This window comes from Streptomyces sp. MGP-P1 (genome assembly GCF_057766565.1).
Genome location: NZ_JBYMEM010000007.1, coordinates 2,504,607 through 2,518,131, shown reverse-complemented (window position 1 = coordinate 2,518,131; position 13,525 = coordinate 2,504,607). Strand labels below are relative to the sequence as shown.

Below are 13,525 nucleotides of genomic sequence, written 5' to 3'. Positions count from 1 at the left end.
GGAGCACCCTGTCAGGCCGAGCCGGTCGGGCCGGACCCAGCCACGGCGGGCCCGCCCACGACGGTGAGCAGGTCGACGACGAAGATCAGCGTCGAGCCCGCCGGGATCGACGCCGAGGGCGACTGCTTGCCGTAGCCGAGACGCGGGGGAACGATGATCTCGCGCCGGCCGCCGACCTTCATCCCCCTGACCCCCCGGTCCCAGCCCTTGATGACCCTGCCGCCGCCCACGGCGAACTTGAACGGCCGGCCCTGTTCCCAGGAGGAGTCGAACTCCCTTCCGGAAGCGAACGTGACCCCTACGTAGTGAACCTGGACGACCCGGCCCGGCCGCGCCTCGGGCCCGTCTCCCACCACGAGGTCCCGGATCGTCAGCTCGGTGGGCGCTTCACCCTCCGGAACCTCGACTCCGGGCTTCGTCAGTTCGCTCATCACGGTCCCATCGCTCGCCACCGGCATCCCTCGCACGGGGCGGCCGGACGCATGGACCTTCCACGCGGCAGGCGATCACCGTACCGGCAGAGCCCGGGACGACAGGGCTTAGGTCGGCAGCGCCGGGAACACGACCACCGAGCCGTCCCTGTCGCGGGCGATCTCGATCGCGACGTCCGTGGTTCGGGGGTCGACCGTGACGCCGTCGCCCAACTGGTGGATGCGGTGTGTCGCGCGCATCAGGCGATCGACTTCACCGGGCGTGAACACGGGTCGCAAACCGTTCGGGCGGGCCAGCTCCAGCGCCGACAGGCGTACGAGGACACCGGCGATACCCGACTCCAGTTCGTCGAGGCGCTGTTGGTCGCGCTTGAGTGCGCGGGTGAAGCTCTTGAAGAGGTTTCCGGGGTCGCCCTGGGCGTGCTCGACGGCTTGCAGGACGATGACCCGCCGCTTCAGCGCGAGGGCCAGGGCGGCGAGTTCGAGGTGCGCGCGGAACCGCCCGCCCCGGTCGTCGACGCCGGGGAACGACTTGGTCAGCGTGCCGATCTCGACGGCCTCGCCGACGGGCAGCTTGTCGAGTGCGTTACGCCACCGGTCGAGGCGGCGGTCAGCGGCGCCCAACGCGGTGTTGATGGCGTGCACAGCCGAGTCCAGCCCCAGTGAGGCCCCGAGCTTGCCCTGGTCGAGGAGGATGGCGGTGGCTTTATCGATGGCGTCGCGACAGCCGTCGAGCTCGCTGTGCTCGTCGTCGAGCTTCTCCTCGTGCAGTTGCTCCAGCAGCTCTGTTATGTGCTCGATGGCCTGTCGGCGCTGGCGGTCGGCATGCGCGCTCACCCCCACCGCTACGGCCATGAGCACCAGTGGCGCGGCCAGGGTGAGCGCCGCGCTGCCGGTGGCCGCGACACCGGCTGTCGCACCGGCCCCACCGACGGCTCCCGCTGCCGCCGCTCCACCGACCGGAACGAACGTCGCGTTGGCCACGATGCCCGTCGAGTTCACGATGGGACCGTGGATGCCACCGGCCACTCCCTTCGCCCGCATCGAGTAAACGAGGCCCTGGCCGAACTGGGCGGCGACCTTCGCCGGAACCACCATGCGATACAGGTTCTCGCCCGCAGCGGTCGCGGAGGCCGCCGCGGAGGAGTTCCGCGCTGTCTGCGTGACAAGTTGTGACAGATGCTGTGCCAGGGGACTCACGGCATCGAGCGGGATGCCTCGGCCGCGGTCGAGCTTGTCGGGCAGGGGATGTACCTCAAGTGTGGCGATCGGCTCGTCGGCCAGAACGGCCAGCACGCCGCGCAGTTCGCCCAGGCGCTCAGCCGTCATCGGCCCGTCCCCGGCCCAAGCGGGCGCCTTCGTCTCACCGGTCGCGAGCGTCCATACCGGAACGGTTGCCTTGCGGTAGTCAATCATCGTCTCCCCTTGTTTCCCGCGACAGCCTACGGCCGACGTCCGACGAGAAGCGGTGGATTCCCGCCCTCTCGGACGGCAGCGCGCCTGGAACCCGCTGGCGGTAGTGACGGGGGGCGTCGAGACCGTACGCCGGCCGGCCGGCCGGAGGGCGCACGGCAGACAGGGCGGCGACGCGAACAGGGCCGGATCGCGGACCAGAACGCCACCAGGAGGAAAGTCGGCCGGTGTCCGGTTCGGGTGACGGCCGGCAAACACCCGGGGCACCACCAGCAGTTCGCGAACGACATCGGCCCTGAACGCCGCCATCCAGCCCAGTCCATCGTGGGGACGGGCGTCGACGGGTCGTACGCGGGCGACGCATAAACTGCACGTCCGCGAGAGGTGCTTGTGGTTCAGGAGGCGAAGTGACCGCTGTTCCCATCATCGCGGCCGAGGACGCCACGGTCGCCCTGGGCGACGTCACCCTGCTGGAGCCGACCTCGTTCGCCGTGATGCCCGGCGAGGTCTGGTGCCTCACCGGTGGTAACGGGTCGGGGAAGACGACGCTTCTGCGGGCCTTCCTGGGCAGTCGGAGTCTCACGGCCGGTTCGTGTTCGGTGCGGGGCGAACCCGCCGACATGGCCAATCCGCGGCACCGACGTCTCGTGGCTTCCCTGGTCGACGCGATCCCGTTCGCCCGTGACATGACACTGCGCGAGCAGGTGACCCTGGTCGCAGCCTCCTGGTACGGCAACAGCGCGACGACCGCCGAAGCCGCCGAAGAGGTCATCGAGCGATGGGGACTGTCCCAGCTGGGCGAGCGCTTTCCCCATCAGGTCTCCTCCGGCCAGCTTCAACTCTTCAGCCTTGCGCTGACGTTGGTGCGCCCCGCTGACGTGGTACTGCTCGACGAGCCCGAGCGGCACCTCGACGGCGACCGCGTCGAACTCCTGGCGACCCTGCTCACGGAGCGGGCGGAGGAGGGCACGGCCTTCCTGGTCGCCACCCATGAGCCCGCCCTGGTAGAGGCGCGTGACGGCCGCGTGGAGCTGGGATGACGGTGGACACGTCCGCGGCAACCGAGCCCGGTGCCGCGGACCGCGTCCGTGCCGTACGGCAGCGTTACGCCCGCCGCGGTGACCGCGGCACGGTGCGGGGGCACGCGTACACCCTCTACCTCGTCGCCCTGTTCGCCGCGTTCTACCTGGTGCCGGTGGTCCACGCCCGGAGCACCTCGCCCGCACCGGTCTCCGTGGGCTCTCTCACGGAGGCGGCGCCCTGGGTCTGCGCGCTCGCGGTGGCGGTGTGCTGGGGGGCCCAGATCGCCGGGCGGTTCTGGGGGCCGGTGGTGGTCCAGCCGTTCCTGCTGCACGTGTTCATGTCCACGGACCTCTCTCCGACGCACTACCTCGGCACGATCGCCCGGCGCAGACTGACGTACGTCGGTACGATCGGGCTGCTGTCGGCCTGCGCGGCGTCGTACCTCGCGACCGACCTCTTCGATCACCTCGATTCCGCGGTGCAGGGCCTCGCGTCCGGGGTGGGGCTCAGCGCCCTCGCCGCGTTCGCGTGGCTCTGGGGCCAGGTTCGGCCGATGCGCGACAATCTCCTGCTGGCTTCCGCCGTCGGGGGCGCGGCAGTTGTGGTCGCCGGAGTGAGCCGAACGGCACCGGACAGCGGAACGGGGCTGTGGCTCCTCACCGGAGTGCTGGCGGCCACCGCGGCGGCCTTGGGGCGGGCGGCCCTCCGGGCGATCCACACCGTCGACCTGGCCCGGCTCGCCCGCGAGTCGGCCCGCGCCTCCCAGGCCCGAACATACGCCTGGACCGGGACGCTCCATCACGCGCTGGATCTGTACCGGCCGGAGCCGTCCGGTCTCACCTCGGCCCTGATCCGTCCGGACGGGCGTCTGCGCGGATATCTCGCGCAGGGTGCGATCCGAGCACTGCGGACACCCGGGCGCGCGAGCGCGGGCGCGGCACTCCTTCTGCTCGGCTCCTCCGTGCTGACGCACGGGGCAGGCGGGCGGGGGACCGGACCGGCACCGTGGCTGTGGGCGCTGGGGGCGCTGTGTGTGTACCTGGGATCGGGGTGGGTGGGCGAGACGTGGCGCGGACTGCGAGATGAGCTGACCCTGGCTCCGCTGTTCGGCGAACGGTGGGGTGGAACCCTTGCCCGCACACTGGCCTGGCCCGTCGTCGCGGGGACGATCGGTGCTCTCCTGGGAGGTGGCTTCGCCGTCGTCGCCCGGTGGGACCACCACAGCGGGCATCTGGGTGACACGGCCCTCCTTGTCGCCGGGTCCGTGGTCATGGCGCTGGGCGCCAGGTTCCTGCGCGAGATGAAACTGGATCTTCCACTCGAACTCCTCCTTCCCGTCATCACGCCGTTCGGCGACCTCTCCGGGCTGCGTGTCGTTGCCTGGCAGTTCGACGGGTTCGTCGTCGTGTCGATGGGCGTCGCCCTGATGGCCGCGCTCCCGTCCGCGGTCGGTGCGACGGCCCTCGCGGTCGGGATCGCCGCCGGCTGCGTCTGGACAGGACTACGCCGGACGGGCTGGGCGCACAGGGGTCTCTTCTTCCGCCTCAGCCGGGTGCGGTAGCGGGCACGGGCACCAACGCGGGCCGTCGGCCCGGTCATCGCGTCGAGCAGGGCCCGGGCGCGCTCGTCGGGGAAGAGCCCGCCCCGGGCGACGTGGTCGCGCAGTTCCCGCTCGGTGAGCGGGTGGACGTGCCAGTAACGGGTGCGGGCGTTTGACGGCTTGGTGTGTCACACCCATCCGCCATGCTCTCCGGCATGAACGAGAACGCCTTCTGGCAGCTCATCGCAGCGTGTAGCTACTCGCACCTCGACCCCGAGGGGGATGAGCTCGCCGCCGCCTTGACAGCCCACCTGACGAACGGCCCGGTATCCGACGTGATCGGTTTCGCTGAGCAGCTCTCCTGGGCCCTGTACAGATTGGACCGCAGGGAATACGGCGATGACCTGTCGAGCGACCAGTTCCTCTACACCCGAGCGGCGGTCGTCGCAGCCGGCCGTGAAGAGTACGAGAGCGTGCTCCGCGACCCACAGAGGTTCGCACCGTACGCCAACGACCTCATCTGGGCCGAGGCCCTCCTCTACGTGCCCGACAACGCTTACAGGCACCTCACCGGTGAGGAATGGGACCGCGACACCCGATACAACTACGCGTCGCATTCCAACACTGCTGGGTGGACCGATACATAGACACCAGCAAAAAAGCTCTTGCAGCGTCCTCACGGTCGCGGAGTGGGGGCACCCGTCCTACTGCGACAAACTCTGGGGGCGACCGCCACGTCCGTGCGGGCGGGAAGTACAGGACGCGGTCCGAACGCATCCGGTGCGGCAGCTCCACGGGCAGGTCCGCGAGCAGGAAAGCCAGACGGGTCACGTCATGGCCGGCATCGACGACGACCAGGGCGGGCAGGTCACCGATCTTCCACCGGCCTGTCACCCCCTGGCCGTGGCAGCCGTGCCGGCTGGGCGGCATCGATGCCATCTCCACGTCGCCGTTACGGACTTGAGTGGGACAGGTGTTGGTGTCAAGTGCGGCTTTCACGTCATACGGCGTCGATATGCTGACGATTCATCGTGGAGGGGACACCATGGGCAAGCGGGATAGACGTCGGAAGCGCGAACGGGCGAAGGCGAAAGGCTCGGCCGCAGCCAAGCTCATGCCGGCGCGGACGGAGCCGGCCCGGCTCTTGTACCCCGACGCAGGTACCCCCCTCGTCGAAATCCACATCGCCGAGGACGCGGACGAGGAGACGCGGGCTCTCTGCGTGGGCTACTGGGAGTTTCTCCAGCCCGGTAGCTGGAGCCGACCTGTCGCCTCGCTCGGGTCGACCAGCATGGTCTACAAGACCGTACAAAGAGCTGCGTACGCCTCTCTCTTGACCGTGCTGTGCCCGGAGTGCACCGCCCCGACCACGGTGAACTCCAGGTCGGAGATGGCGGCGACCGGTCACTGGACGCCAGACATGCCGACCGACCCTGTTCCGGCGCGCTATGTGTGCTCTGACTGTTCCGCGGCGGCCACCGCTGCCCGCCGGCAGGAAGCCGCAGCCGCGAAGGAGCACGAGGAGGCACGTAAGGCCCGGCGGGTAGCCAACGCCATTGAATGGCTCGAGCAGGAACAGGAAGTCGCATCGGCTTCCGGTCCTCCCTCCACGCCCGCCGCACTCGCCCTCCTCGCGATCACGGAGATCATGGCGAAGGCCGAAACGAAGGCGATCGGACCGTTCGACAAGCTCGACTACACGCTGACCGGAACAGCGGACGGCGACACCGAAGCCCTCCTCGAATTGCACCGTGGACACTGGCTGGTCCCCACGCCGCCCGCCACGCTCGACGCTGTGTCGTTCAACGATGACGACTCTGTGCGCGCGGTCTACATCAAGTCGATTCCCTGGACGCTGCCTCGATGGATGGGCAGTGCGGAGGGGCACAACGAGTACGCCAAGGCTGCCATGGAAGTGCACCTCGAGCGTCATCCGGAAGACATCGAAAAGGTACTCGTCGACGTCAAAGCCAACATGGTGGTTGACTACCTCAACGGCCTGCTCGAGCGGAAGTACCGCGAGGACTCCATTCCGGAACACCGCCTGCCGGACGCGTACGAGACGGTGAAGAACGCCTTGGCCGCAGGGTTCACGCTGGAGCAACTCGTCGCCGTCGCCTGGAGCGCCACCGCAGGATCTGTGGCATGGGGACAGCGCACCCCTGGCCTCAAGCCCGGTTCGGTCGCCGCTGCCGCAGTCACCAACCTGGTCCGCCGGATCGGCTACGCCAGCGACCGCCCCACCCCGGAATACGAGCTGCCGAACTGGGTTCCGCGCCCTGCCATGTACGCCACTGCGCTTCGTATGCAGGCGCGGTGCAATGTCTCGGCAGAAGCCATGCGAAAGTTCTTCTCCCTGCAGCAGCGAGTGAACAGTCGGCAGGCAGACGAGATGGAAGCCGACTTCGCTTCATATCGGGCTGTGGAACAGAGGGACTTCGGGCAGTCCGTCAGCAGGCTCGGGGCCGATCTGCCGCCCGAGACGGAGAGCCCGATCTGGTACGCCATCCTCTCGACCGATGGCACCCTCACCTTCGCATACGACGTGCCCTCCGAAATGCGGAACAGCGTCACCCGAGCAGGCAGCGGGCTGGTCGACCGGATCATGATCGAAGGCACGCCGGCCATCAACGCGTACGTCGGAGAGCTCATCCCGGCCACCATGGAGAACAGGAACAGGACCGGGGCCGAGATGATGTACCTGCTTGGTGAACCTCAGGACGTGGTCTTGGGGCCGATCGCGTTCTTCGCGGTCACCCGCCACCAGAAGTCGCCGCACGGACTGGACAGTGAGCAGCAGGAACTGCTTCAGGCCGCTCATGACGCCGTGCGGGCCTCGCTCGCCAACTGACACGCCGCATCCGCGAACGTTTCGCCCGAGGCCGGTCCGGGTCGGCCTTCGCGGTCCGCCAACCTCCGTCAGGACAACCTCAGACCGACCGGATAGCACTGCGCACTGCGCACCGAGCCCCTGCCACCGTCATCGCCTTGCGGATCGCCTTGCGGGGGCGCACGGCGGCTCAAGCGGGGGTAGTGCGCGCGTAGGTCGACCGTGGCACTCCTTCGCGCCATCAGCTCGTTCTCCTTCCCGGAGAGTTGGCTGACGCACCAAGGTCTCTCAGGGCCCGGTGAGCGGGATGATCGCGGTGGTGGTCCTTCCTCCGCCTGGCCGCCGGGCGATCTGGACATGGTCAGCGATCTTGTGCACGATGCGCTGCCTCAGCCCATACAGCCTCCCGGCTCCGGTGGGCAGTCCGAGAGGGGACGATGGCAGGTGGGGCCGTGCGGCCGTGTCGTAGGGCCCGGTGACGCTGATCGTTACCTCGTACTGGCCGAGGGTGCAGGTGAGTTCGCAGGGCGCCTCGGGTGCGCTGTGTGTCAGGGCGTCGGTGATCAGTTCCGAGGCGACCAGTAGGGCGTCGTCCACTCCGCCTTGGTGGGCCGCGCGGAAGTGGGCGTTGGGGGCGCACAGCAAGGGGTGGAGGGCGAATTCCACTTCGCTGCGGGCGTGTGCCGCCGAGTTCGGCCGACAGGTCTGCCCTCCCGGCCCGTCATCGGATGTGTCGGCGGAGTGGGGGTCGGTCGGATCTGGTTCCTGAGGGCTCATGTCCCCCGCCTACCCCGCCCGGCCGGACCATGCCGACGGGCGGAGCAGGAAGTGCGGTGTGTTTGGGCAGGTCTCGACCGCGTGTGCGGGGCCGCTCGGCTGGGCCGGAGGCTCAGTTCTGGGTGAGCATGCCTTCGCGGAGCTTGGTGAGGAGGCGGGTGAGGAGCCGTGAGACGTGCATTTGGGAAACCCCGAGGTGCTCGCCGATCTGGGCCTGGGTCATTTCCTGGCCGAAGCGCATCTCGACGATGCCGCGTTCACGCTCGTCCAGAGAGTCCAGGAGCGGGGCCAGGGCGTGGAGGTTCTCGAACAGTTCTATGCTCGGGTCGCAGTCGCCCGTGATATCGGCGTAGCTGGTGCCGCTGTCGGAGGGGCCCTGCTCGGTTCCGCCGAGCGGGAGGTCGATGGAGCCCGCGGTGTAGCCGTTGGAGGCGATGAGGCCGTCGATGACCTCTTCCTCGGTGATGTCGAGGTGCGCGGCGAGTTCGGCGACGGTGGGGTCCCGGCTGAGTTTGGTCGAGAGCTCTTCCTTGGTCTTGGCGAGGGTGACCCGCAGTTCCTGGAGGCGCCGGGGGACGTGGACGGACCATGTGGTGTCGCGGAAGAACCTTTTGATCTCGCCGACGATGTAGGGGATCGCGAAGGACGTGAACTCGACCTCGCGCGACAGCTCGAAGCGGTCGATCGCCTTGATCAGGCCAATGGTGCCGACCTGGATCATGTCTTCCATCTGGCCGTCGCCGCGGTTACGGAACCGCTTCGCCGCGAACTGGACCAGCGACAGGTTCATCTCGATGAGCGTGTTACGGGCGTACTGGTACTCACGGGTGCCCTCTTCGAGAACCTGCAACTGGTCGAAGAACAGCTTGCCCAGGGCACGGGCGTCCTTCGGAGAGACCTTCCCCGGGTCGGCGATCTGCGGAAGCGCTTCCGTCATGTCATTTCTTGTGCCGGGGGCCTTGAGGACTGTCGACATAAAGATCCTTCCACTGCACCGGGACGCGACGGAGACCCGCGCGCCCTATGCCTGCGACTACCCCGGCTGACGCGCACCGCACCTCACGTACCCGTCCAGACCCACGAAGACCCCGAACCGTTCGATCGCCGTGACGATTCCGGACAGGTCCTGGGTGCCGTCAGACGGCTGGGGGAACACGCAGGGCGAGCAGGGCGGTGTCGTCGCTGGCCCAGCCACCGTGATGAGCCGCCAGGGTGTCGGTGAGCCGCCTGATCGTGCTCGTGGCGTCCAGCGTGTGGGTGGCGGCCAGCGCGGCGACCAGTTCGTCCTCCCCGAACACGCCGGGAGCGTCCCCGCCGACGGTTCCGGGATGGGGCCGTGCCTCGCATGCGCCGTCGCTGTAGAGCAACAGCAGATCCCCGGGGAACAACTGGTAGGCCACGTCAGTGAGGTGAATGTGCTCCAGGACCCCCAGGAGCGTCCCGGGCCGGCCGAGTTGTCGCACCGCCCCGTCGGCTCTGCGGATGAGGGCCGGTGGATGCCCGGCCAGGGCGATCTGTCCGGACAGGCCGCCCGGGGTGGTGTGGAAGGTGGTGTAGACGGCGGTGAGGAAGCGAGGGGAGCTCTGGGCGAGCATCGCGCTGTTCAGCCGGTCCAGCAGGAGAGCGGGGTTGCCGCTCTGCCAGGCGTCGGCGCGCACCGTGTACCGGGCCATCGCGGTGACCTTCGCCGCCTCCACGCCCTTGCCGCACACGTCACCCAGCACAGCCCCGTAGGTGTCGCCGATGGTGTGGAACAGGTCGTAGAAGTCGCCGCCGACTTCCACACCACTGTGGCCGCTGGCCGAAGCCGGCAGGTAGGAGGCGGCCGCGTCCAGGCCGGGTACCCGCCTGAGCGCCGGAGGCAGCAGCCCCTGCTGAAGAGAGTGGGACAGGTCAAAGGAGACTTGCTGGGCTTTCTGCGCGGCGGCCAGGCTCTGGCGCAGATGCACTTCCGCCGCGACCGACCGGGCGAGCGTGGCCAGCGTGGTCAGGTCATTGTGCGACCACGTACGCGGGGCGTCGTCGATGACGCAGAAGCTCCCCAGCACCTGCCCGTCCGGGCTCATCAGTGGGTAGCCGGCCCACGCTCCGATGTTCATCGGCCCGACCGAGGGATGCTCACGCGTACGCGGGTCAGCGGCGGCGTCGTCCACGATGAAGGGATCCCCGGCCAGCCCCACCAGGAAGTAGCAGAAGCTTTCCCGTACCGGGTTCTGCCGCTGTTCGAGGGCCGGAGCCTCCACACCCACACACGACTTCCAGAACGAACGCTCCTCATCGACCAGGGTCACGAACGCCCGCCCCGCACCGGTCACCCTCGCCGCCAGGGACGCGAGGTCCTCGAAGACCTCCTCCGGACCGGTGTCCAGCAGGCCCGTCGCGGCCACCGCCGCCAGCCGCACGGGGTCCGACAGGGCCGCCGGCAGACCGTCGGCCCGCAGCCCGCCGACGAAGTCCACTCCACCACCCACGCCGCCCACTCCTTCACCGGTCACGCACGTTCCACTCACACGAAGATCACATCGATTATCCGCCACTGCTGCGGCCGAAAACAACAGTGGGTGTCCTCGAGAGCGTGAGCCCGGACGCCGGGCCGCGTCTTCGCCGCCTCCTTCCGGCGACTCCTCGTGGCTGCACACCACAACGCCGACCTGCGTGACGTCGCCCCCTCCGGCGCAGCGGAACGGCTACTGAACGTCATCGGAGCGGACACGCTTCTCCGCGTCTGCCCGAGCCTCGACCGGCCGCTCACAGCCTGCCCCCGGGCACCGCCCGCCCGAGGGCGCGTGGAGCTTGTCCCACGGCTGCTGTCATCGTCTCTGTTCCACGTTCCTCCGCGTGGCTTCCGGCAGGACGGAGGGACGGGGGATCTGCGGCGGTTCGGGGGCCAGAGTGAAGGTGATGCGGGTGCCGTCGCGGTAGTCCGGGTCGATGGCGATGGTGCCGCCGTGAAATTCGACGATCTTCTTGCACATCGCCAGGCCGATGCCGCTGCCGCTGTAGACGTCCTTGGTGTGCAGCCGCTGGAAGATGACGAAGATCTTCTCTGCGTACTCGGGTGGGATACCGATGCCGTCGTCGGTGACGGTGAACCGCCACAGCCCCGCCTCCTGGGCCGCTGTGATGTGAATCCTCGGAGCCTCGCCCGGACGGCGGAACTTGACGGCGTTGCCGATCAGGTTCTGCCAGAGCATGACCATCTGGCTCGGGTCGGCGACCAGGTTGGGCAGGCGATCATGAGTGATCGTCGCACCGGCTTCTTCGACGACCACACTCAGCGCCGACAGGGTCTCTTGCAGCACCGTGTCCAGATCGATGCTCTGGTGGGCGTTGTGCACCCTGCCCACTCGGGAGAAGTTGAGCAGATCACTGATGAGGGTCTGCATGCGGTTTGCCCCGTCGACGGCGAAGTCGATGTACTGGTCTGCCCGTTCGTCGAGCCGGCCACCGTAGCGCCGCTGCAGGAGCTGGGTGAAGCTGGATACCTTGCGCAGCGGTTCCTGGAGGTCGTGGGAGGCGACGTACGCGAACTGTTCCAGTTCGGCGTTGGAGCGCTGGAGGTCCGCGGCCTGCGCGTCCAGACGCAGCCGCGCCTCCTCGGTGAAGGCCAGTTCCCGTACGAGGCGCCGGCGCATGAAATCGATCTCAGCGCTCAGACGCCGCAGGTCGGCCGGGCCGGTCGGCGTGATGGGATGGTCGAAGTCACCTGCGGCGATGATGCGGGCGTCGGCTCCCAGGCGTTCCAGGGGAGTGTTGATGCCACGGCGCAGCCCCTCGAAGACGAGAGCCGCCAGCGCGATCATGACCAGCGCGATGGCGCTGAACACCCAGTTCCGCAAGGTCACGGTGGACTGCAGGTCCGCTCGGGCCTGAACACGGTCCGCGCGCAGCCTCTCCTGCTGACTCTCCAGGGCGACGCGGACTTCGTCGAAGGCCGCTTTGCCGTTCGCCACCCGTTCCGTGGCCGCCGAGGAGGGCGTGCCGGGCGTCGTGGCAGCGACAGGGCCGGCGACACTTTCCTGCCACCCGGCCGCAGCGTCCTGCACCGCCTTCAGGTCATTCAGCCGGGCGTCGTCGTCGCGGAGCAGCTCCTCCAGGGACTTGCCGTGCGCCTTCTGCTCTACGAGCCCCTGCCGGTAGGGAGCCAGGAACTCGGGTATGCCGGTGAGGCCGTATCCGCGGATGCCGGTCTCCTGGTTGACCAGGGCCGTTTCCAGACGGAACGCCGTGGACAGTGAGGGAGACCGCACATCCGTGAGGCTGTTGCTGATCGACTGGGTCCGCCCCAGGACCCAGGCTCCCGCCACCCCGAGCACGGTCAGGATCACCAGGGACGCGGCCACTCCCACGCGAAGCCAGCGCCGGGTCGTCCATGTGGACAGTCTCCGCGCACGCGACTGCTGTTCATCGCCGGTCATCCTGAGAACTCCTCGCTGTGCAAGTCGCCTGCGGTGGGATGCGACCAGCACACTCTAGACCCACTCGACAACACATGTTGTCGCAGGACTGTTCGGAGGCATACAGTGCCGGATATGCCAGGCAAGAACTTCGCCATGCGGACCACCCCCGAGGAGACAGCCGCCATCGCGGACGCGAGAATCGGCGATCTCGCGCGGCACCTTGCCCACCAACTGCAGGAAGCTTCGACACCGCTCACAGCCGGCGACCCGGCGTACCCGCTGACCCTGCTCCACGTACTGGACCAGCTGCAGCAGGCCACTGAGCGGCTTCAGCGACAAGCGGCCACGGACGCCGCGCGCGCGGGGGCCGGTTACCCGCAGATCGGCGCCGCCTGCGCCATGACCCGCCAAGGCGCCCGCCGCCGCTGGCCGGGCCTCTTCCACCACTCGAACGAAAAACCCACGGAGCAACCGACGATGACCACCCCCGCACGCCCCTTCGACGTCCTGCTCGTCGAGGACGACATCGCCGACGCCATGCTGATCGAAGAGGCTCTCTCCGAGCGCGGGACCCGCAACCTGGTCCAGGTCACCGACGGGGTCGCCGCTCTGGAGCACCTCCGTGACCCCGAAAAGGCCTGCCCCGACCTCATCGTCCTCGACCTGAACATGCCCCGAATGAACGGCCACGACCTACTGAAGATCCTGAAGACCGACGAGGACCTGCAGGCCATCCCGGTCGTCGTCCTCACCACGTCCAACGCCCCGGACGATGTCACCGGCGCATACACCAGCCACGCCAACGCCTATGTCACCAAGCCCGTCAACCTGGACGACTTCGAGCAGGCCGTCCAGAGCATCGACGCGTTCTACCTCGACACCGCCACCCGGCCCCGCCCGTAACCCGGAACCGGCACACCGGAGTCCCCGGGCGCGCGCCGTCAAGGCGTGACCCGGGAATTCTGGCCAGACCCGTAGAAGGGCAGTCGGCTTGGGCACGGCCGGTTTCAGACTCGGAATCCCGTCGTGCCGACGTCCTGCGAGGGCTCACCAGAATGCGCCGTGAGCACGTTCTCGCGCCGGCGTCCAGGGGAAGACGTCGCCGGCTTCC

General features: G+C 68.5%; 12 protein-coding genes. 5 read left to right on the top strand and 7 right to left on the bottom strand.

The features are described 5' to 3' along the window. Positions 1–11: 11 nt before the first annotated feature. Together AC3CH1_RS32920 and AC3CH1_RS32915 are read right to left on the bottom strand one after the other, a co-directional pair. Positions 12–431 (bottom strand): FKBP-type peptidyl-prolyl cis-trans isomerase, encoded by a 420-nt coding sequence (locus AC3CH1_RS32920; protein WP_488466206.1) that lies wholly within the window; start codon positions 429–431, stop codon positions 12–14. Positions 432–539: 108 nt separating this feature from the next. Beyond that, positions 540–1,847, bottom strand: a complete 1,308-nt coding sequence (locus tag AC3CH1_RS32915; RefSeq protein WP_488466794.1) for a hypothetical protein — start codon at positions 1,845–1,847, stop codon at positions 540–542. A gap of 404 nt (positions 1,848–2,251) precedes the next feature. Here AC3CH1_RS32915 and AC3CH1_RS32910 point away from each other — a divergent pair, with 404 nt between their 5' ends. From AC3CH1_RS32910 to AC3CH1_RS32900, 3 genes are all read left to right on the top strand, one after another. Continuing rightward, positions 2,252–2,884 (top strand): ABC transporter ATP-binding protein, encoded by a 633-nt coding sequence (locus tag AC3CH1_RS32910; RefSeq protein WP_488466205.1) that lies wholly within the window; start codon positions 2,252–2,254, stop codon positions 2,882–2,884. Further along, on the top strand, positions 2,881–4,428 hold the full coding sequence (locus AC3CH1_RS32905; protein WP_488466204.1) for a hypothetical protein: 1,548 nt from the start codon (positions 2,881–2,883) through the stop codon (positions 4,426–4,428). The genes AC3CH1_RS32910 and AC3CH1_RS32905 overlap by 4 nt, the downstream gene beginning before the upstream one ends. A gap of 194 nt (positions 4,429–4,622) precedes the next feature. After that, positions 4,623–5,054, top strand: a complete 432-nt coding sequence (locus AC3CH1_RS32900) for a DUF4240 domain-containing protein (RefSeq protein ID WP_488466203.1) — start codon at positions 4,623–4,625, stop codon at positions 5,052–5,054. Here the strand turns inward: AC3CH1_RS32900 and AC3CH1_RS32895 are convergent. Further along, positions 4,975–5,337: a transposase gene (locus AC3CH1_RS32895; RefSeq protein ID WP_488466793.1), complete on the bottom strand. Its 363-nt coding sequence runs from the start codon at positions 5,335–5,337 to the stop codon at positions 4,975–4,977. The two genes, AC3CH1_RS32900 and AC3CH1_RS32895, sit on opposite strands and share 80 nt — an antisense overlap. Before the next feature lie 115 nt (positions 5,338–5,452). On the opposite strand from AC3CH1_RS32895, the gene AC3CH1_RS32890 reads away from it, so the two are divergent. After that, a complete protein-coding gene (locus tag AC3CH1_RS32890) occupies positions 5,453–7,258 on the top strand; it encodes a hypothetical protein (RefSeq protein WP_488466202.1) in 1,806 nt (601 codons plus the stop codon). A 267-nt stretch (positions 7,259–7,525) separates the two neighbouring features. On the opposite strand, the gene AC3CH1_RS32885 is transcribed toward AC3CH1_RS32890, so the two are convergent. The 4 genes from AC3CH1_RS32885 to AC3CH1_RS32870 form a co-directional block, all read right to left on the bottom strand. Then, positions 7,526–7,903, bottom strand: coding sequence for an ATP-binding protein (locus tag AC3CH1_RS32885; RefSeq protein ID WP_488466201.1), 378 nt, complete (start codon positions 7,901–7,903; stop codon positions 7,526–7,528). A 223-nt stretch (positions 7,904–8,126) separates the two neighbouring features. Next, the gene (locus AC3CH1_RS32880) at positions 8,127–8,951 is read right to left on the bottom strand and encodes a SigB/SigF/SigG family RNA polymerase sigma factor (RefSeq protein ID WP_488466200.1); all 825 of its coding nucleotides are present in this window, start codon (positions 8,949–8,951) and stop codon (positions 8,127–8,129) included. A 199-nt stretch (positions 8,952–9,150) separates the two neighbouring features. Continuing rightward, positions 9,151–10,485, bottom strand: coding sequence for a PP2C family protein-serine/threonine phosphatase (locus tag AC3CH1_RS32875; RefSeq protein ID WP_488466199.1), 1,335 nt, complete (start codon positions 10,483–10,485; stop codon positions 9,151–9,153). A 339-nt stretch (positions 10,486–10,824) separates the two neighbouring features. After that, positions 10,825–12,432, bottom strand: coding sequence for a sensor histidine kinase (locus tag AC3CH1_RS32870; RefSeq protein ID WP_488466198.1), 1,608 nt, complete (start codon positions 12,430–12,432; stop codon positions 10,825–10,827). Positions 12,433–12,546: 114 nt separating this feature from the next. Here AC3CH1_RS32870 and AC3CH1_RS32865 point away from each other — a divergent pair, with 114 nt between their 5' ends. After that, entirely contained in the window at positions 12,547–13,317 is a 771-nt protein-coding gene (locus tag AC3CH1_RS32865; RefSeq protein WP_488466197.1) for a response regulator, read from the top strand. The last annotated feature ends 208 nt before the right edge of the window (positions 13,318–13,525 follow it).

Bases quoted from the DNA above. Each gene is read 5' to 3' on its own strand.
- AC3CH1_RS32900 (WP_488466203.1), top strand. From the start codon at position 4,623: ATGAACGAGAACGCCTTCTGGCAGCTCATCGCAGCGTGTAGCTACTCG.
- AC3CH1_RS32870 (WP_488466198.1), bottom strand. From the start codon at position 12,432: ATGACCGGCGATGAACAGCAGTCGCGTGCGCGGAGACTGTCCACATGG.
- AC3CH1_RS32915 (WP_488466794.1), bottom strand. From the start codon at position 1,847: ATGATTGACTACCGCAAGGCAACCGTTCCGGTATGGACGCTCGCGACC.
- AC3CH1_RS32890 (WP_488466202.1), top strand. From the start codon at position 5,453: ATGGGCAAGCGGGATAGACGTCGGAAGCGCGAACGGGCGAAGGCGAAA.
- AC3CH1_RS32905 (WP_488466204.1), top strand. From the start codon at position 2,881: ATGACGGTGGACACGTCCGCGGCAACCGAGCCCGGTGCCGCGGACCGC.
- AC3CH1_RS32895 (WP_488466793.1), bottom strand. From the start codon at position 5,337: ATGCCGCCCAGCCGGCACGGCTGCCACGGCCAGGGGGTGACAGGCCGG.
- AC3CH1_RS32865 (WP_488466197.1), top strand. From the start codon at position 12,547: ATGCCAGGCAAGAACTTCGCCATGCGGACCACCCCCGAGGAGACAGCC.
- AC3CH1_RS32880 (WP_488466200.1), bottom strand. From the start codon at position 8,951: ATGACGGAAGCGCTTCCGCAGATCGCCGACCCGGGGAAGGTCTCTCCG.
- AC3CH1_RS32920 (WP_488466206.1), bottom strand. From the start codon at position 431: ATGAGCGAACTGACGAAGCCCGGAGTCGAGGTTCCGGAGGGTGAAGCG.